The sequence below is a fragment of the Pseudomonas sp. MBLB4123 genome (assembly GCF_051904775.1).
Lineage (GTDB): Bacteria > Pseudomonadota > Gammaproteobacteria > Pseudomonadales > Pseudomonadaceae > Aquipseudomonas > Aquipseudomonas benzenivorans_B.
On record NZ_CP196711.1, the window covers coordinates 1,075,143 to 1,093,401 of the forward strand.

The window sequence follows — 18,259 nt, forward strand, 5'->3', positions numbered from 1 at the left end:
ATGGTGCCGTCACATGCCGTTGGCGAAGGCCCGGTTGTCCAGGTCGATGCTTTCACGCACCGGCCTCAGAGCCCTGGCGTACTTGGCCAGGATGTCCAGGTCATAGTCGATGCGGGCACGTAGGCGAAGGTCGTCCTCGTCGGCAGGCTCGGGGCCGTTCAGCACGCTCTCGACATGGCGCACGATCAGATGCTCGGGCAGGTAGCAGAGCCGGCAGTTCTTGTAGCTGGAGGCCCGCAGCTCGCTGATCGGGTAGGCGCCACCTATTCCCGCGGAGACGCCGACCAGCAGCGCGGGCTTGTGCGCCAGCTCGCTCTTGCCGGCGTAGATGAAGAAGTTCTTGATCGCCGGGCAGGCCATGCCGTTCCACTCCGGGGCGACGATCAGCACGGCATCGGCCGCTTGCAGCTGCTGCTGGTAGAGGCCCCAGGGGCCGCTATCCTCGGCGGGCCACAGCGGCAGCGGGGCGAGGCCCAGATCGATCAGGCTGCTGGAGTCCCGATCGACCAGCTCCAATTGCAGCAGACGCTGGCGGAGAAAACGGGCGACCTTGCCTGACTGGCTATTGCTGCGGCTGGAGCCGGCCACTAGAGCGATATTCAGCATTTTGCTATCCCTGAAATTAAAGCGCCCAGGCTAGCGGCGCCTGGCCCGGACGGCAAGGGCCGGGCCAGGCGTACAGGCCCATGGCAAGGAGCCTGTACACCAGTCCGCAGGCGCAACTTCAGACGCGGAACTGATCCATCAGGCTCTGCTGGTGGTTGGCCAGGCGATTGAGGTTCTGACTGACCTGCGCCGATTCGTCGGCCTGGCTGGAAATCGATTCGGTGACGTCGCGGATCGAGGCGACGTTGCGGTTGATCTCCTCGGCCACCGAGCTCTGTTCCTCGGCGGCGCTGGCGATCTGCAGGTTCATGTCGGTGATCACGCTGACCGCCTGGCCGATGCGCTGCAGGGCGGCGACCGCCTGTTCGACCTGCTCGACGCTGCCCTGGGCCTGGCGGTGGCTGCTGTGCATGCTGCTGACCACCTCGCGGGTGCCGCTCTGTAGGCCCTCGATCACCTGGCGGATCTCTTCCACCGAGTCCTGGGTGCGCTTGGCCAGGTTGCGCACCTCATCGGCGACCACGGCGAAGCCGCGGCCGGCCTCGCCGGCGCGGGCCGCCTCGATGGCGGCGTTGAGTGCCAGCAGGTTGGTCTGCTCGGCGATCGAGCGGATCACCTCCAGCACCGAGCCGATCTGCTCGCTGCTGCTGGCCAGGCCCTCGACCTCCTGCATGGCCTGGCTCATGGCGCTGGCCAGCCGTTCGATGGAAGCGGTGGTCTGGTCGATCACTCCGAGGCCTTCGCGGCTGGCCTGATCGGCGCTGCGCGCGGCTTCGGCGGCCTGGGCGGCGTTGTGGGCGACGTCCTGGGCGGTGGCGCTCATTTCCTGGAAGGCGGTGGCGACCTGATCGACCTCGCGGAACTGCTGCTGCATGCCGGCGCTGGTCTGGCTGGCGATGGCGGCCGACTGGTCGGCGGTGCCGCGGGCATCCTGCACGCTGCGTTTGACGTCGGCGATCACCGGCTGCAGCTTGTCGAGGAGGCGGTTGAACCAGCCGGCCAGCTCGCCCAGCTCGTCCTGCTTGCCGTAGTCCAGGCGCCGGGTCAGGTCGCCTTCGCCGCTGGCGATGTCCTCGAGCATGGCGGCCACACCGAGGATCGGCCGGGTCACGCCGCGGGCGGTCAGCCACATCAGCAGCAGGCCGGCCACGACCGCGGCCAGGCCGATCAGCAGGCTCAGGCTGCTATCGGCGGTGCGCTGGGCGTCGAGTTGCTGCTCCAGTTGCAGGGCCGGGCCGAGCAGGACCTGCTCGGGCACCTCCAGCAGCACACTCCAGGGTTCGGCTGCGGGGATCGGCTTGAAGGGCTGCAGCACGCGCATCATGTCGCCATGCTGCAGCTCTGCTTGGTCGCCGCTGTTGATCAGCGGGCGCAACTCGGCGGCAAACTCGCCATAGGCCTTGTCGACCGAGCTACCGAGCGCGTCGGCGTCGCGGCTGTGACCGGCCAGCAGCGCCGCGGGGCTGAAGATGCTGATATGGCCTGCGCCCGCGTAGAGGTCGCGATTGGCCTCCTGGCTCAGCTGCTGCAGGCTGTCCAGGCTGATGTCCACACCCATGACGCCGATCACCTTGCCGTCCAGCTCCAGGGGGAAGGCGATGCTGGTCATCAGTACCCGCTTGCCGCCGACCTCGTCGAAGTAGGGCTCCAGCACACAGGTCTTGCGACTGTCGCGCGGGCAGGTGTACCAGGCGTTGTAGGGATCGCCGCTGGGGCCGATCTTGGTGTCGCCGAGCATCTCCTCGTTCATCGACTCGGACTCCAGCTGGCCCGGCGAGGGCTGCGCCCAGTACAGCGAGAAGCGCCCCTGGTCGTTGCTGCCCAGTTCGGCCTGCTCGGCGAACAACTCGTCCTTGCCGTCCAGGGCATTGGGCTCGAACACCAGATAGAGGCCGAGCAGGGCCGGGTTGGCCTCCAGGCTGCTGCGTACCTGGCGGGTCAGGTCTTCGCGCAGGTCGAAGGCATCGAGGAAGCGCTTCTCGGCCTGGTCACGGAGGAACAGGATCTGCCGGGAAAAGCCCTTGCCGTACTGGTAGGCATCCATGAAGTAGCGCTGGATGCGGATCGCCTGCAGCTCGCCCCGGGCCTGCAGGCGCAGCTTGGCGCTGTCCTTGAGCATGGCGCTGCTGGAGTCGCGTACCAACGCGGCGCTGCGCGTGGATTGCAACAGCGAAGTTCCCACCAGCAGGGTGACGATGAAAATCAGGCAGAGACCGGCCAGGAGGCTGATTTTCAACTGGATGGACAGGCGGCTGGGCGACATGCAGCGCTCCCTTTATCTGAATGATGATTGGCGTGATCGGCCGACCGGCGACTTTCTTGATAGATCCGGTGCAGGTGGCACGGATGTTCGGCGATAGGAAGCGGTCGGTCTGCCGGGTGCTGAATTATGCACGATGCGATCAGTATTTCGCACGGCGTGATTTTGACAGCCACCGGTGCTTGCGGCAGAGTACGCCGCTTTTTTCCGGGCGCACGGGTAGTCGCTGCGCTCCTTGTTTCAGCGCAAGCCCCTGGGAGGGCTCTTATGAATGCAGTAATCGCAGCGGTTGGCGTCATGCTGATCCTCAGCCTGTGCCGCGTGCACGTGGTGGTCGCCCTGATCGTCGGTGCGCTGCTCGGCGGCCTGCTCGGCGGTCTGGGGGTCGAGGGCTCGCTGGCGGCCTTCAACCGGGGGCTGGGCGGGGGGGGCACCGTGGCCCTGTCCTATGCGCTGCTCGGGGCCTTCGCCGTGGCCATCGCCAAGTCCGGGTTGGCCCATGCCCTGGCCGACAGGGCGCTGGCCATGGTCGGCAAGCAGCAGGGCGAGGGCGGCACGCTGCTCAAGTGGCTGCTGATCGCCCTGCTGATGGCGGTGGCCATCGCCTCGCAGAACATCCTGCCGATCCATATCGCCTTCATCCCGCTGCTGGTGCCGCCGCTGCTCTATGTGCTGAGCAAGCTGCGGGTCGACCGGCGGCTGGTCGCCTGCGTGCTGACCTTCGGCCTGGTCACCCCCTATATGTTCCTGCCGGTGGGTTTCGGCGGGATCTTCTTGAACGAGATCCTGCTGGCCAACGTGGCCAATGCCGGGGTGGACGTCAGTGACGTCAGCCTTAGCCGGGCCATGGCCATTCCGGCACTGGGCATGCTGTTCGGGCTGCTGGTGGCGGTGCTGCTGAGCTATCGCGGCAAGCGGGTGTACGACCTGGCGAAGATCGAACGGGTCGAGCGGGTCGATGTCGCCTACAACCCCCTGAGCCTGCTGGTGGCCGGCGTGGCGATAGGCGCGGCCTTCGCGGTGCAGCTGTGGCTGGACTCGATGATCATCGGCGCGCTGGTGGGCTTCGTGATCTTCTCGCTGTCAGGGGTGGTGCGCTGGAGGGAGGCCGACGGCCTGTTCACCGAGGGCATGAAGATGATGGCGATGATCGGCTTCATCATGATCGCCGCCGCCGGCTTCGCCGAGGTGATGAAGGCCACCGGCGAGGTGAAGACCCTGGTCGACGGCGCGGCCGAGCTGATCGGCCACGACAAGGCCATCGGCGCGCTGCTGATGCTGCTGGTCGGCCTGCTGGTGACCATGGGCATCGGCTCGTCCTTCTCCACCATCCCGATCATCGCCGCGATCTTCGTGCCCCTGGGGCTGCAACTGGGCTTCAGCCCGCTGGCCATCGTCAGCATAGTCGGTACCGCCGGCGCCCTCGGCGATGCCGGCTCGCCGGCCTCCGACTCGACCCTGGGACCCACCGCGGGGCTGAACGTCGACGGTCAGCACAACCACATCTGGGACAGCGTGGTGCCGACCTTCCTGCACTACAACCTGCCGTTGCTGGCGTTCGGCTGGTTGGCGGCGATGGTGCTCTGAGGCATAGGGGCGGCATGTTGCGGCGGGGTTGCCGGGGATTCGGCGACCCCGCTTTCGTTCAGCCCAGGCTGATGGTGCTGAGCATGGCCAGTAGCGGTTGCGGGTAGACGCCGATGGCGAAGGCCAGCACCGCCACCAGCAGCAGCATCATGCCGCCGGCGCGCTGGCCCCAGTTGAACGGCGCGTCGTGGCGGCGCAGGTTGGGCTCGTTGAGGAACAGGGTGACCATCACCCGCAGGTAGTAGAACACGGCGATGGCGCTGCCCAGCACCAGGGCGCCCAGCAGCCACCAGAGCTGGGCCTGCACGCCGGCGGCGATGACGTAGAACTTGCCGATGAAGCCGGCGGTGAGGGGGATGCCGGCCAGCGACAGCAGCATCACCGTGAGCACCGCAGTCAGGTAGGGGCGGCGCCAGAACAGTCCGCGGTATTCGTACAGGGCGTCGGCATCGCGGCCGTTGTAGGGCGTCGACATCAGGGTGATCACACCGAACGCACCGAGGCTGGTCAGCACGTAGGTGGCCAGGTAGACGCCGATGGCCTCCACCGCCAAGCCCTTGCTGGCCACCAGTGCCACCAGCAGGTAGCCGAAGTGGGCGATGGAGGAATAGCCCAACAGGCGCTTGAGGTTGCTCTGCAGCAGGGCCAGCAGGTTGCCGAACAGGATCGAGGCGATGGCGATCAGGGTCAGCAGGTCGTTCAGCCAGCCGCCGGCGGTGGCCGGGGATATCTGGTACAGGCGCAGCAGCACGGCGAACACCGCGACCTTGCTGGCCGTGGCCAGGAAGGCCGCCACGGGCGCCGGCGCACCCTCGTAGACGTCCGGGGTCCACAGGTGGAAGGGCACCAGCGACAGCTTGAAGGCCAGGCCGATCAGCATCATGCCGATGCCGATCTGCACCAGCAGGCCGCTGCCGGCGGCGAGGCTGGCGCCGATCTGGCTGAAGCCGAGGCTGCCGGAGTCGGCATAGAGTAGGGCCATGCCGAACAGCAGGAAGGCGCTGCCGGCGGCCGACAGCACCATGTACTTGATGCCCGCTTCCAGCGAGTGCTTGTCGAAGAAGGCATAGGCCACCAGGCCGTAGATCGGCACCGACAGCAGCTCCAGGCCGATGAACAGGCCCGCCAGGTGCTGCGCGCCGGCCAGGACCAGGCCGCCGGCGGCCGACAGCAGCATCAGCAGGTACATCTCCTCGCGGTTGCCCGGATACCCCTGGCGGCTGCCCTGGCCGGTGCTCAGGGTGGCCTCGCCGAGGTAGGCGTGGGTCAGGGTCACGCAGGCCAGGGTGGCGACCAATATCAGGGCCATGTAGTAGCAGGCGAAGCGGTCCACCAGCAGCAGGGGCGTGACCTGTATCGGGGCGATACCGAGCACCGGGACGATCGACAGCAGGGCCAGGTTGAGGCCGAGCACCGAGAGTACGAAGGTCAGGCCGTGGTTGCGCTTCCAGGCGATGGCCAGCATCACCAGGATCAGCGTTGCGCCGGTCACCAGCAGCGGCAGCAGGGCGATGGCGTGCTGGAGGGTAAATTGCGTGGCGCTGCTTTCCATAGACCTTTACCTGACCGAGGCGAATTGGCTGAGGCTGTGGCTGAACCACTGCTGCACGCCCTGCATGCTGGCCGCCGAGGTGTCGAGCACCGGCTGCGGGTAGAGGCCGAGCAGCGTCAGCAGCATGGCCAGCCCCAGCACCATGCCCAGCTCGCGGGGTTTGAGGCCGAGCAGGGTGCCTTCCGCCTTGGCCGGGCCGAAGAAGGCGCGGTGGATCATGATCAGCGAGTAGACCGAGCCGAACACCAGGCCGCTGGCGGCCAGCACGGTGACCCAGGGCGCGCTGGGGAAGGTGCCGACGAGGATGAGGAACTCGCCGATGAAGTTGCCGGTGCCGGGCAGGCCCAGCGCCGCGGCGGCGAAGAACAGGCACAGCGCCGGCAGCCAGGGCATGCGCGCCCAGATGCCGCCCATCTCGCGCATGTCGCGGCTGTGCAGGCGCTCGTAGAGCTGGCCGCAGAGGATGAACAGCGCGGCGGCGGACAGGCCGTGGGCGAGCATCTGCACCACCGCGCCCTGCAGGGCGATCTGGCTGCCGGAGTAGATGGCGATCAGCACGAAGCCCATGTGCGACACGCTGGAATAGGCCACCAGGCGTTTGATGTCGGTCTGGGCAAAGGACAGCAGGGCGCCGTAGACGATGGCGAACACGCCCAGGCCCATGGCGACCGGGGCGAACTCCACCGAGGCGTTGGGGAACAGCGGCAGGGCGAAACGGATCATGCCGTAGGCGGCGGTCTTCAGCAGGATGCCGGCCAGGTCCACGGAACCGGCGGTCGGCGCCTGGGCGTGGGCGTCCGGCAGCCAGGAGTGGAACGGCACCACCGGGAACTTCACGGCGAAGGCGACGAAGAAGCCCAGCATCAGCAGGTATTCGGTGCCCGGCGTCAGCTCGGTCTTGAGCAGGTCGGCATAGTTGAAGGTCAGCACGCCGGTGCCGTTGTAGTGGACGAACACCAGGGCGAGGATCGCCACCAGCATGATCAGGCCGCTGGCCTGGGTGTAGATGAAGAACTTGGTGGCGGCGGTGATGCGGGTCTTGCCGGCGCTGCCGCTGTGGCCCCAGAGCGCGATGAGGAAATACATCGGCACCAGCATCATTTCCCAGAAGAAGAAGAACAGGAACAGGTCGATGGCCAGGAACACGCCCACCACGCCGCCGAGAATCCACATCAGGTTGAGGTGGAAGAAGCCCACGCGGTTCTGGATCTCATGCCAGGAGCAGAGCACCGAGAGTACCCCCAGCAGGCCGGTGAGGCTGATCATCAGCACCGACAGGCCATCGAGCGCCAGGTGCAGGCTGATGCCCAGGCGCTCGATCCACTGCAGCTGAAACTCCTGGGCCCAGCGCGGCTCGGCGCCGGGCGCCGGGGCCAGGCCGAAGTCGCCGCTGGACCACAGCCACAGGCCCATGCCGAACAGCAGGCTCATGGTCAGCAGCGCCACCCAGCGCGGCAGCGTGTTGCCCAGGCGCTCACCCAGCCAGCACAGCAGGCCGCCGATGAAGGGAATCAGGACTAGCCAAGGCAAGATCATGATGGGCGGGTTCCTTTCGCTATTAGTCAGGGTCGACCCAGCAGCACGACGGCCAGTACCAGCACGGCGCCACCGACTATGGAGGCCGCGTACCAGCGCAGCTGTCCGGTTTCGCTGCGGCTGAGGACGCCGTGGCCGCCACGGGCCAGGCGCGGGATCACGCCGATGCCGGAATCGATCGGGTCGCGACCGAGCAGCCGGCAGGCCAGCAGATAGGGACGGACGAACAGCTTGTCGTAGAGCCAGTCGAAGCCCCAGGCGGCGAACCACCAGGCGCCGAGCACACGCCCCGGCGCGGTTCGGGCAACGGCGCCGACGAGGCGGCGCCTACCGAGGAACAGCAGGGCGGCGAGGAGGATGCCGGCCAGGGCGATCAGTCCCGAGGCCAGCTCCAGGCTGTGCTTGGCCGCGCCGCCGGCGTGGCCGGCGCTCTGCGGCAGCACGCCGGCCAGCGGCGGGGTGATCAGGGCGCCGATGAAGGTCGAGAGGACGATCAGCGCCGCCAGCGGCAGCCAGTGGGCGATACCCTGGCCGGCGTGGGCCTCGACCTTGGCCTCGCCGTGAAAGGCGATGAAGATCAGACGGAAGGTGTAGATGGAGGTGAGGAAGGCGCCGGCCAGGCCGGCATAGAGCAAGCCGCTGTGGCCGCTGGCGAAGGCCTCCCAGAGGATCTCGTCCTTGGAGTAGAAGCCGGCGGTGACCAGCGGCAGGGCGGCCAGGGCGGCGCCGCCGACGATGAAGCTGACGTAGGCCAGCGGCAGTTTGCGCCACAGCCCGCCCATCTTGAAGATGTTTTGCTCGTGGTGGCAGGCGTTGATCACGCTGCCCGCGGCGAGGAACAGCAGGGCCTTGAAGAAGGCGTGGGTCATCAGGTGGAAGATCGCCGCGCTCCAGGCGCCGACGCCGAGGGCGAGGAACATGTAGCCGATCTGGCTCATGGTCGAGTAGGCGAGGATGCGCTTGATGTCGGTCTGCACCAGGGCGGCGAAGCCGGCCAGCACCAGAGTCGCGCCGCCCACCAGGCCGACCAGCTCGAGAATCTCCGGGGTCAGCAGGAACAGGCCATGGGTGCGGGCGATCAGGTAGACCCCGGCGGTGACCATGGTGGCGGCGTGGATCAGCGCCGAGACCGGGGTCGGACCGGCCATGGCATCGGCCAGCCAGGTCTGCAGCGGCAGCTGGGCCGACTTGCCGACCGCGCCGCCGAGCAGCATCAGGGTGGCGAGCCACAGCCAGTTATCGCCGGCGACGTACTTCTGCGGCGCCAACAGCAGCAGTTCCTGGATGTTCAGGGTGCCGAGCCGGGAGAACAGGATGAACAAGCCGATGGCCATGAACACGTCACCGACCCGGGTGACGATGAACGCCTTGAGCGCGGCATTGCCGTTGGCCCTGTGCTTGAAGTAGAAGCCGATCAGCAGGTAGGAGCACAGCCCCACGCCTTCCCAGCCGAGGTAGAGGAACAGCAGGTTATCGCCGAGCACCAGGAACAGCATGCTGGCGATGAACAGGTTGGTGTAGGCGAAGAAGCGCGAATAGCCTTCCTCGCCACGCATGTACCAGCTGGCGAACAGGTGGATGAGAAAGCCGACCCCGGTGACTACCCCGAGCATGGTCAGCGACAGGCCGTCCAGATACAGGGTGAAACTGGGAGCGAAGCCGTCCACCGCCATCCACTGCCACAGCAGCTGGCTGTAGGCGCCGCCCGCGGGTGGCGCGACATTGAACCGCCAGGTGACCCAGGCGGCGGTGAGCGCCGACAGGCCGACCGAGCCGACGCCGATCAGCGCCGTGGTGTTTTCCGAGCAGCGCCCGCGTGTGAGGGCCAGCGCCAGCCAGCCGAGCAGGGGGAACAGGCAGGTCAGGAAGAGTAGGTTCATCCGCGCATCTCGCTGGCTGCGTCGATATCCAGGGTGTTGAAGCGGCGATACAGCTGCAGCAGGATCGCCAGGCCGATGCTGGCCTCGGCCGCCGCCAGACTGATCACCAGGATAAACATCACCTGACCGTCGGCCTGGCCCCAGCGTGCGCCGGCGACCACGAAAGCCAGGGCGGCGGCGTTCATCATCACCTCCAGGCTCATCAGCACGAAGAGGATGTTGCGGCGCACCATCAGGCCGACCAGGCCGATGGCGAACAAGGCGCCGGCCAGGGCCAGGCCGTGCTCCAGTGGAATACCGTTCATGGCGTGGCCTCCTTGGCGTCGTGGCGACCGAGGTGGTAGGCGGCCACTAGGGCGGCCAGCAGCAGCATGGAGGCCAGCTCGACGGCCAGCAGATAGGGGCCGAACAGGCTGATGCCGACCGTCTTGGCCTCCACCGTGACCTGACCGATGAGGGCGCCGCTCGGCACGGTGAACAGCACGTAGAGCAGCTGGCCGAGCAGCAAGGCACAGAGCAGGGACGGCCCGAACCAGATGCCCGGCGTGAGCCAGTGGCGTTCCTGCTCGACGGCGGCGGCGCCGAGGTTGAGCATCATCACCACGAAGACGAACAGCACCATGATGGCGCCGGCGTAGACGATGATCTCCAGGGCCCCGGCGAAGGGGGCGCCGAGGCTGAAGAACACCATGGCCACCGCCAGCAGGGAGATGATCAGGTACAGCAGGGCGTGTACCGGGTTGGTGCCGGTGACCACCCGCAGGGTGGCGATCAGGGCGACGCCGGCGGCGAAATAGAAAGCCAGTTCCATCTTTTCAGGCCTCAGGGCAGCAGAGTCTTCACGTTGATCGGTTCGGCCTCGTTCTGCGCGGCGCCCTTGGGCTTGCCGGCGATGGCCAGGCCGGCGACGCGGTAGAAGTTGTAGTCGGGGTATTTGCCCGGGCCGGATATCAGCAGGTCTTCCTTCTCGTACACCAGGTCCTGGCGCTTGAACTCGCCCATCTCGAAGTCCGGGGTCAGTTGGATCGCCGTGGTCGGACAGGCCTCCTCGCACAGGCCGCAGAAGATGCAGCGCGAGAAGTTGATGCGGAAGAACTCCGGGTACCAGCGGCCGTCCTGGGCCTCGGCCTTCTGCAGCGAGATGCAGGCGACCGGGCAGGCCACCGCGCACAGGTTGCAGGCCACGCAGCGTTCCTCGCCGTCGGGGTCGCGGGTCAGGACGATGCGCCCGCGGTAACGCGGCGGCAGGTACACCGCCTCTTCCGGGTATTGCAGGGTGTCGCGCGGGCGAAAGCCGTGGGCGAAGATCATCGCCAGGCTGCGCAGCTGGGTGTAGGTGCCGTGGATCACATGCCTGATGTACTTGAACATGGTGTTCTCCTTACCTAGCCGCGACCAGCACCAGGGCGCCGGTCACCAGCAGGTTGAGCAGGGTCAGCGGCAGGCAGAACTTCCAGCTGAAGGCCATGACCTGGTCATAGCGCGGGCGCGGAATCGAGGCGCGCAACAGGACGAAGAGCATGATGAAGAAGGCGGTCTTGGCGGCGAACCAGAAGAAGGGAATCTGCGGCAGCAGGCCGAACGGGCCGTGCCAGCCGCCGAAGAACAGGGTCACCAGCAGCGCCGAGATGGTGACGATGCCGATGTACTCGCCGACGAAGAACATGCCCCATTTCATCCCGGCGTATTCGATGTGGTAGCCGTCGGCCAGCTCCTGTTCGGCTTCCGGCTGATCGAAGGGGTGGCGGTGGGTCACCGCGACGCCGGCGATGAAGAAGGTACAGAAGCCGAAGAACTGCGGAATGATGAACCACAGGTGCCGGGCCTGGTAGTCGACAATGTCGCGCAGGTTGAACGAGCCGGCCTGGGCCACCACCCCCATCAGCGCCAGGGCCAGGAACACCTCGTAGGACACGGTCTGCGCCGAGGCGCGCAGGGCGCCGAGCAGGGCGTACTTGTTGCTGCTGGACCAGCCGGCGAACAGCACGGCGTAGACCGACAGGCCGGCCATGGCGAAGAAGAACAGGATGCCTATGTTGAGGTCCGCCACGCCCCAGGTCGGGGTGATCGGGACGATGGCGAAGGCGATGAGCATGGCGCTCATGGCGATCAGCGGGGCCAGGGTGAAGATCACCTTGTCGGCGAAGGGCGGCGTCCAGTCCTCCTTGAAGAACATCTTGAGCATGTCCGCGGCGATCTGGAACAGGCCGAACGGCCCCACCCGGTTCGGTCCGTAACGATCCTGCCACCAGCCCAGCAGGCGGCGCTCGACGAAGCTCAGCAGGGCGCCGCAGACCACCACGACCAGCAGGATGACCACGGCCTTGACCACGGCGGCGAGAATCTCGAGCAGCTCGGGCGTCAGCCAGTTCATTGTGCGGCCTCCCGGATCGCCGTCACCGCAGCGCCGGCGATCGCCGGGGGAATGCCGGGCAGGCCGGCGGGCAAGCCGACCAGGCCACAGGCGAGATCTTCGTGCACCCGGAGTGGCAGGCGCAGGGTCTGGCCGTTCAGGGTCAGGGCGAGCAGGGCGCCTTCATCGACGCCGAGGCGCGACGCCTCCGCCCGGCCGAGGGCGACATAGGGCGCGGGGGCGCGGGCCTGGATCGGCGCGGCACGGGTGGAGGTCTCCTCGCTGCCGAACAGGTGATGCAGCGGCACCGCCTGCAGGCTGCCTTGGGCCGGGGCGAAGGCGGCACAGGGGGAAAACCAGGGTAACGGCGTGCCGGCGGCCTCGATCAGGCGCACGCCGGGATCGCCGGCGCGCAGGTGGCCGCCGACCTCGTCCTGGAACTTGTTCCAGGCCTGGGGCGAGTTCCAGCCCGGCGACCAGGCGAAGGGAATCTGCTGGCGGGGTTCGGCGGAGCCGGAATAGCCCTCCATGGAGAAGGCGAAGGCGGAGTCCTGGTCCAGAGGCTGACGGGGTTCGTGCACGCTGATATTGGCGCGCATGGCCGTGCGGCCGCTGTAGCGGTGGGGCTCGCGCGACAGCTTGAGGCCCTTGATGCGGAAACTGGCAGAGGGTGCGGCAACTTGGATACCGGCCAGTGCCGGGGTGCCGGCGGCACAGGCTTCGGTGACCTGATCCAGTTGGCTCCAGTCGACCGGCTTGTCCTGCAGGGTGCTGTGCAACGCATGCAGCCAGCGCCAGCCTTCGCGCACCAGGTTGTCGCCGTCGTAATAGGTCGGATCGAACACCTGGAAGAAGCGTTGGGCGCGGCCCTCCTGGCTGACCAGGGTGCCGTCGGCCTCGGCGAAGCTGGCGGCCGGTAGCAGCAGGTGGGCCTTGGCGGCGGTGGGGGTGTGCTGATGATCGGCGACCACCACCACCCGGGCGGCGGCCAGGGCGGCATCGACCCGGGCGGCGTCGGCGTGGCGGTAGAGGTCGTTCTCCAGCACCACCAGGGCGTCGGCTTCGCCGCAGCTGAGGGCCTGCAGCGCGGCGTCCAGGGACTGCTTGGCAAGATCCTCGCCCTGCAGCAGGGCCAGCCCCATGCTGTTGGCGTCCGGCACCACCAGGCTGATGGAGCCGTTTCTCTCGCGGTTCTTCAGGGCGCCGGCGATATTGGCGGCGGCCTCGATCAGCGTCCGGCTGCCCAGGGAGGCGCCGGATACCAGCAGCGGGCGCTCGGCGGCCAGCAGGGCATCGGCGATGCGCCGGGCCAGTGCGGCGGCGTCGGCGTCTAGGCCGGTCACGGCCGGGGCGCTCGGGTCGATGGCGTGGGCCACGGCGAAGCCGAGGCGGGCCAGGTCGTCCGGCGCGGCGTGCACGCACTCGCTGGCGACGTCGTCCAGGCGGGTGGCGCAGACGCTGGCGATGAACAGCGGGCTGAGCGCCTGCTGCGCGACGTTCTGCATCGCGGCCATGTGCCAGTCCTGAATCTTCATCGCGGCGGCCAAGGCCATGGCCTTGCCCTTGACCGCCTGGCGCAATGCGAGGGCCAGGCGCGCCGAGGTCTGGGTCAGGTCCTCGCCGAGGACGAACACCGCGTCGTGGGCCTCCACCTCGCGCAGAGTCGGCACCGGCAGCGGGCCGTTCTGCAGCACCTCGCGGATCAGCTGCAGCAGCTGCAGCTCAGCTTCGGCCAGGCCGGCGTAGAAGTGTTCGGCGCCGACCAGCTGGCGCAGGGCGAAGTTGCTTTCCAGGCTGGCGCGGGGCGAGCCGATGCCGATCACCTTGCGCTTCTTCAGCAGTGCGGCGGCCTGATCGAGGGCCGAGTCCAGATCCATCTTCATCTGGCTCAGCACCATCAGCGGCTGGCGCGGGCGGTCCGGGCGGTTGACGTAGCCGTAGCCGAAGCGGCCGCGGTCGCAGAGGAAATACTGGTTCACCGAGCCGTTGAAGCGGTTTTCGATGCGGCGGATCTCGCCGTAGCGCTCGCCGGGGCTGATGTTGCAGCCGGCGGCGCAGCCGTGGCAGATGCTCGGGGCGAACTGCATGTCCCACTTGCGGGTGTAGCGTGCGGAGTGGGTCTTGTCGGTGAACACCCCGGTCGGGCAGACCTCGACCAGGTTGCCGGCGAACTCGCTCTCCAGGGGGCCGTCCTCGACCCGGCCGAAGTAGACGTTGTCGTGCGCGCCGTAGACGCCCAGGTCGCCGCCGCCGGCATAGTCCTTGTAGTAGCGCACGCAGCGGTAGCAGGCGATACAGCGGTTCATCTCGTGGGCGATGAAGGGCCCCAGCTCCTGGTTCTGGTGGGTGCGCTTGGTAAAGCGATAACGGCGGGCGTTGTGCCCGGTCATCACCGTCATGTCCTGCAGGTGACAGTGCCCCCCTTCCGCGCACACCGGGCAGTCGTGGGGGTGGTTGGTCATCAGCCACTCCACCACGCTGGCGCGAAACTGCCTGGCCTCTTCGTCGTCGATGGAGATCCAGGTGTTGTCCGCGGCCGGTGTCATGCAGGACATCACCAGGCGACCACGGCTGTCATTCTCGTCGGCGAACTGCTTGACCGCGCACTGGCGGCAGGCGCCGACGCTGCCCAGGGCCGGGTGCCAGCAGAAGTAGGGGATATCGAGCCCCAGGGACAGGCAGGCCTGCAGCAGGTTGTCTGCCCCATCGACTTCCAGATCTTTGCCGTCTACGTGGATAGTGGCCATGTCGGTTGTCTTCTTACCCGCCGTGGCGGGCGTGGCTAATGGATTCTCGGTGGGTCGCGGGCCGGGTCGGTGGCCTCGCGACGCGATGCGTCATGCCGGGGTCAATTGGTCGCTGCCTGTGGGCGCGCTCTGGCGGGCGAGGCCCGCCTCGAACTCGCCGCGGAAATACTTGAGTGCACTGGCCAGCGGCTCCACCGCCCCCGGCGCGTGGGCGCAGAAGGTCTTGCCGGGGCCGAGGAAGTTGCACAGCTGTTCCAGGGTCTCCAGGTCGCCCGCCTGGCCCTCGCCGCGCTCCAGGGCGCGCAGCAGCTTGACGCTCCAGGGCAGGCCGTCGCGGCAGGGTGTGCACCAGCCGCAGGACTCGCGGGCGAAGAACTCCTCCAGATTGCGCAGCAGCGCCACCATGCCGACGCTGTCGTCCACCGCCAGTGCCAAACCCGTGCCCATGCGGGTACCGACCTTGGCGATACCGCCGGCGTACATTGCCGCGTCCAGGTGTTCCGGCAGCAGGAAGCCGGTGCCGGCGCCGCCGGGCTGCCAGCATTTGAGGTGATAACCGTCGCGCATGCCGCCGGCGTAGTCCTCGAACAACTCGCGGGCGCTGATGCCGAAGGGCAGCTCCCACAGGCCGGGCTGCTTCACCTTGCCGGAAAAGCCCATCAGCTTGCTGCCGTGGTCCTCGCTGCCCGGGCGGGCCAGGCTCTTGTACCAGTCCACGCCGTTGCCGATGATCGCCGGCACGTTGCACAGGGTCTCGACGTTGTTGACGCAGGTGGGCTTGCCCCAGACGCCGACGGCGGCCGGGAAGGGCGGCTTGGCGCGCGGGTTGGCGCGGCGCCCCTCCAGGGAGTTGATCAGCGCCGTTTCCTCGCCGCAGATGTAGCGCCCGGCGCCGGTGTGCACCAACAGCTCGAAGGAAAAATCGCTGCCCAGGATGTTCTGGCCCAGCAGGCCGGCGGCCTTGGCCTCGGCGATGGCGCGGTTGAGGATGTCGGCCGCGTCGACGTATTCGCCGCGCAGGAAGATATAGCCGCGATAGGCCTTGAGCGCCCGGGCGCTGATCAGCATGCCTTCGATCAGCAGGTGCGGCAGCTGCTCCATGAGCAGGCGGTCCTTCCAGGTATTGGGCTCCATTTCGTCGGCGTTGCACAGCAGGTAGCGGATGTTCAGCGACTCGTCGGTGGGCATCAGGCCCCACTTCACCCCGGTGGGGAAGCCGGCGCCGCCACGGCCCTTGAGGCCCGACTCCTTGACCCGCTGTACGATGTCCTCCGGGGCCATCTCGGCCAGGGCCTGGCGTGCGGCGGCATAACCGTTCTTCTGCTGGTACTCGTCGAGCCACACCGGCTGGGCATCGTCGCGCAGACGCCAGGTCAGCGGATGGCTCTGCTCGGGCCGGGCGCAGCGGTTGGCCGGGCCGATCGAGGTCAGCGTCTTGGCACTCATGCATAGCCCTCCAATAGCCGGGCGACAGCCTCGGGGCGGACATCGCCGAAGGTGTCGTCGTCGATCATCAGTGCCGGGGCCTTGTCGCAGTTGCCCAGGCAGCACACCGGCAACAGGGTGAAGCGGCCGTCGGCGCTGGTCTGCCCCAGACCGATGCCCAGTTCTTGTTGAATACTAGACAGCAGCGACTCATGGCCGCCGATGAAGCAGGTCATGCTGTCGCACACGCGGATGATGTGGCGGCCCACCGGCTGGCGGAAAATCTGGCTGTAGAAGGTGGCCACGCCCTCGACGTCGCTGGCCGGGATGCCGAGCACCGCGCCTATGGCCTCGGCCGCGCCGTCGGGTACCCAGCCGCGCTCCTGCTGGACTATCTTCAGCGCCTCGATGGACGCCGCCCGCGGGTCCTCGTAGTGGTGCATCTCCTCCTCGATGGCCGCGCGCTCGCGGGTGCTGAGCACGAAGCGGTCGGTTTGGATCAGGTCGGTCTGGCTCATGTCAGCGGTCCACATCGGCCATGACGAAGTCGATACTGCCCAGGTAGGCGATCAGGTCGGCCACCATGCTGCCGCGGATCACCGCGGGGATCTGCTGCAGGTGTGGGAAGCTCGGGGTGCGAATACGGGTGCGGTAACTCATGGTGCTGCCGTCGCTGGTCAGGTAGTAGCTGTTGATGCCCTTGGTCGCCTCGATCATCTGCAGGGACTCGCCCGCCGGCATCACCGGCCCCCAGGAGACCTGCAGGAAGTGGGTGATCAGCGTCTCGATGTGCTGCAGGGTGCGCTCCTTTGGCGGCGGCGTGGTCAGCGGGTGGTCCGCCTTGTAGGGGCCTGCCGGCATGTTGTTCAGGCACTGCTCGATGATGCGTACGCTCTGGCGCATCTCCTCGATCCGTACGATGCAGCGGTCGTAGGCGTCGCCGTTGTGGGCCAGCGGAATGTCGAACTCGAAGTGTTCGTAGCCGGAATAAGGGCGCGCCTTGCGCAGGTCGAAGTCGAGGCCGGTGGCGCGCAGGCCGGCGCCGGTGACCCCCCATTCGAGGGCTTCCCGGGTGTTGTACTGGGCGACGCCAATGGTGCGACCGCGCAGGATGCTGTTGTGCACGGCGGCCTTCTCGTACTCGTCCAGGCGATTGGGCAACCAGGCGACGAATTCCCTGACCAGGGCGTCCCAGCCCCGCGGCAGGTCGTGGGCGACGCCGCCGATGCGGTACCAGGCCGGGTGCATGCGAAAGCCGGTGATGGCCTCGATCACCTTGTAGGCCCGCTGGCGGTCGGTGAAGGTGAAGAACACCGGGGTCATGGCGCCGACGTCCTGGATATAGGTGCCGAGAAACAACAGGTGGCTGGCGATGCGGAAGAACTCCGCGAGCATCACCCGGATGAAGTCGACCCGGTCCGGGACCTGGATGCCGGCCAGCTTCTCCACCGCCAACACGTAGGGCAGGTTGTTCATCACCCCGCCCAGGTAGTCGATGCGGTCGGTATAGGGAATGAAGCTGTGCCAGGACTGGCGTTCGGCCATCTTCTCCGCGCCGCGGTGGTGATAACCGATATCCGGCACGCAATCGACTATTTCCTCGCCGTCGAGCTGCAGGATGATGCGGAAGGCGCCGTGGGCCGAGGGGTGGTTGGGGCCGAGGTTGAGGAACATGTAGTCCTCGTGCTCGCCGTGGCGCTGCATGCCCCAGTCCTCGGGGTTGAAGCGCGCGGCTTCCTCCTCCAGCTGCTGCTTGGCTTGGGTCAGGCTGAAGGGGTCGAACTCGGTGGCCCGGGCGGGATAGTCCTTGCGCAGCGGATGGCCTTGCCAGGTCGGCGGCATCATGATGCGGCTGAGATGGGGGTGGCCGCGGAAGCTGATGCCGAACAGGTCCCAGACCTCCCGCTCGTACCAGTTGGCGTTGGGCCAGATCGCGGTGGCGCTGGGCAGTTCGAGATCGTCTTCGGCCAGCGCCACCTTGATCATCAGGTCGCTGTTCCGTTCGATCGACAGCAGGTGATAGAACACCGTGAAGTCCGCCTGCGGCAGGCCACGGCGCTGGGTGCGCAGACGTTCGTCGATGCCGTGCAGGTCGTAGAGCATGACGTAGGGCCGCGGCAGGTCCCGCAGGAAGCGAAGCGTCTCGATCAGCCGGTCACGGGGCACCCAGACCACCGGCATGCCGGTGCGCGTGGCCTGCAGGGTCAGGGTTTCGGCGTCGAAACGGGCCTGCAGCTCGGCGACGACGTCCTGGTCGTCGGCCTTGTAGGGTGGCGGTGACACGGCGCTGTCTGCGGTCATGGTCTCGGTCGC

Annotated in this window: 14 protein-coding genes and 1 pseudogene; 1 reads left to right on the forward strand and 14 read right to left on the reverse strand. The window is 67.4% G+C overall.

Going from position 1 to position 18,259, the window contains the following annotated elements; genetic code table 11:
- Positions 1-9: 9 nt before the first annotated feature.
- The 3 genes and pseudogenes from ACSX1C_RS05220 to ACSX1C_RS05230 all read right to left on the reverse strand — a co-directional run.
- The gene (locus tag ACSX1C_RS05220) at positions 10-606 is read right to left on the reverse strand and encodes an NADPH-dependent FMN reductase (protein WP_439888536.1); all 597 of its coding nucleotides are present in this window, start codon (positions 604-606) and stop codon (positions 10-12) included.
- Positions 607-724: 118 nt separating this feature from the next.
- Positions 725-1,480, reverse strand: a complete 756-nt coding sequence (locus ACSX1C_RS05225) for a methyl-accepting chemotaxis protein (RefSeq protein ID WP_439889370.1) — start codon at positions 1,478-1,480, stop codon at positions 725-727.
- A gap of 102 nt (positions 1,481-1,582) precedes the next feature.
- A pseudogene (locus ACSX1C_RS05230) lies at positions 1,583-2,869 on the reverse strand (PDC sensor domain-containing protein); the annotation flags it as partial.
- Positions 2,870-3,133: 264 nt separating this feature from the next.
- Here ACSX1C_RS05230 and ACSX1C_RS05235 point away from each other — a divergent pair.
- Positions 3,134-4,453: a Na+/H+ antiporter family protein gene (locus ACSX1C_RS05235; protein ID WP_439888537.1), complete on the forward strand. Its 1,320-nt coding sequence runs from the start codon at positions 3,134-3,136 to the stop codon at positions 4,451-4,453.
- Between the two features lie 58 nt (positions 4,454-4,511).
- Here the strand turns inward: ACSX1C_RS05235 and nuoN are convergent, their stop codons facing one another.
- From nuoN to nuoC, 11 genes are all read right to left on the reverse strand, one after another.
- Positions 4,512-6,005, reverse strand: coding sequence for an NADH-quinone oxidoreductase subunit NuoN (gene nuoN / locus ACSX1C_RS05240; protein ID WP_439888538.1), 1,494 nt, complete (start codon positions 6,003-6,005; stop codon positions 4,512-4,514).
- A gap of 6 nt (positions 6,006-6,011) precedes the next feature.
- On the reverse strand, positions 6,012-7,541 hold the full coding sequence (gene nuoM / locus ACSX1C_RS05245; RefSeq protein WP_439888539.1) for an NADH-quinone oxidoreductase subunit M: 1,530 nt from the start codon (positions 7,539-7,541) through the stop codon (positions 6,012-6,014).
- 26 nt (positions 7,542-7,567) lie between these two features.
- Positions 7,568-9,421, reverse strand: a complete 1,854-nt coding sequence (gene nuoL / locus ACSX1C_RS05250; RefSeq protein ID WP_439888540.1) for an NADH-quinone oxidoreductase subunit L — start codon at positions 9,419-9,421, stop codon at positions 7,568-7,570.
- Positions 9,418-9,726 (reverse strand): NADH-quinone oxidoreductase subunit NuoK, encoded by a 309-nt coding sequence (gene nuoK / locus ACSX1C_RS05255; protein WP_439888541.1) that lies wholly within the window; start codon positions 9,724-9,726, stop codon positions 9,418-9,420. Before nuoK ends, nuoL begins: the two co-directional genes overlap by 4 nt.
- Positions 9,723-10,232 (reverse strand): NADH-quinone oxidoreductase subunit J, encoded by a 510-nt coding sequence (nuoJ, locus tag ACSX1C_RS05260; protein ID WP_439888542.1) that lies wholly within the window; start codon positions 10,230-10,232, stop codon positions 9,723-9,725. The genes nuoK and nuoJ overlap by 4 nt, the downstream gene beginning before the upstream one ends.
- 11 nt (positions 10,233-10,243) lie before the next feature.
- Positions 10,244-10,792: an NADH-quinone oxidoreductase subunit NuoI gene (gene nuoI / locus ACSX1C_RS05265; protein ID WP_318641406.1), complete on the reverse strand. Its 549-nt coding sequence runs from the start codon at positions 10,790-10,792 to the stop codon at positions 10,244-10,246.
- 10 nt (positions 10,793-10,802) lie between these two features.
- A complete protein-coding gene (gene nuoH / locus ACSX1C_RS05270) occupies positions 10,803-11,795 on the reverse strand; it encodes an NADH-quinone oxidoreductase subunit NuoH (protein WP_439888543.1) in 993 nt (330 codons plus the stop codon).
- Entirely contained in the window at positions 11,792-14,521 is a 2,730-nt protein-coding gene (gene nuoG / locus ACSX1C_RS05275; protein WP_439888544.1) for an NADH-quinone oxidoreductase subunit NuoG, read from the reverse strand. Before nuoG ends, nuoH begins: the two co-directional genes overlap by 4 nt.
- A 90-nt stretch (positions 14,522-14,611) precedes the next feature.
- Positions 14,612-15,967, reverse strand: coding sequence for an NADH-quinone oxidoreductase subunit NuoF (nuoF, locus tag ACSX1C_RS05280; RefSeq protein ID WP_439888545.1), 1,356 nt, complete (start codon positions 15,965-15,967; stop codon positions 14,612-14,614).
- Entirely contained in the window at positions 15,964-16,464 is a 501-nt protein-coding gene (nuoE, locus tag ACSX1C_RS05285) for an NADH-quinone oxidoreductase subunit NuoE (protein WP_439888546.1), read from the reverse strand. Before nuoE ends, nuoF begins: the two co-directional genes overlap by 4 nt.
- A 1-nt stretch (position 16,465) precedes the next feature.
- Positions 16,466-18,247: an NADH-quinone oxidoreductase subunit C/D gene (nuoC, locus tag ACSX1C_RS05290; RefSeq protein ID WP_439888547.1), complete on the reverse strand. Its 1,782-nt coding sequence runs from the start codon at positions 18,245-18,247 to the stop codon at positions 16,466-16,468.
- Positions 18,248-18,259 lie beyond the last annotated feature (12 nt).

Bases quoted from the DNA above. Each gene is read 5' to 3' on its own strand.
- ACSX1C_RS05220 (WP_439888536.1), bottom strand. From the start codon at position 606: ATGCTGAATATCGCTCTAGTGGCCGGCTCCAGCCGCAGCAATAGCCAG.
- ACSX1C_RS05225 (WP_439889370.1), bottom strand. From the start codon at position 1,480: ATGCAGCAGCAGTTCCGCGAGGTCGATCAGGTCGCCACCGCCTTCCAG.
- ACSX1C_RS05235 (WP_439888537.1), top strand. From the start codon at position 3,134: ATGAATGCAGTAATCGCAGCGGTTGGCGTCATGCTGATCCTCAGCCTG.
- nuoN (WP_439888538.1), bottom strand. From the start codon at position 6,005: ATGGAAAGCAGCGCCACGCAATTTACCCTCCAGCACGCCATCGCCCTG.
- nuoM (WP_439888539.1), bottom strand. From the start codon at position 7,541: ATGATCTTGCCTTGGCTAGTCCTGATTCCCTTCATCGGCGGCCTGCTG.
- nuoL (WP_439888540.1), bottom strand. From the start codon at position 9,421: ATGAACCTACTCTTCCTGACCTGCCTGTTCCCCCTGCTCGGCTGGCTG.
- nuoK (WP_439888541.1), bottom strand. From the start codon at position 9,726: ATGAACGGTATTCCACTGGAGCACGGCCTGGCCCTGGCCGGCGCCTTG.
- nuoJ (WP_439888542.1), bottom strand. From the start codon at position 10,232: ATGGAACTGGCTTTCTATTTCGCCGCCGGCGTCGCCCTGATCGCCACC.
- nuoI (WP_318641406.1), bottom strand. From the start codon at position 10,792: ATGTTCAAGTACATCAGGCATGTGATCCACGGCACCTACACCCAGCTG.
- nuoH (WP_439888543.1), bottom strand. From the start codon at position 11,795: ATGAACTGGCTGACGCCCGAGCTGCTCGAGATTCTCGCCGCCGTGGTC.
- nuoG (WP_439888544.1), bottom strand. From the start codon at position 14,521: ATGGCCACTATCCACGTAGACGGCAAAGATCTGGAAGTCGATGGGGCA.
- nuoF (WP_439888545.1), bottom strand. From the start codon at position 15,967: ATGAGTGCCAAGACGCTGACCTCGATCGGCCCGGCCAACCGCTGCGCC.
- nuoE (WP_439888546.1), bottom strand. From the start codon at position 16,464: ATGAGCCAGACCGACCTGATCCAAACCGACCGCTTCGTGCTCAGCACC.
- nuoC (WP_439888547.1), bottom strand. From the start codon at position 18,247: ATGACCGCAGACAGCGCCGTGTCACCGCCACCCTACAAGGCCGACGAC.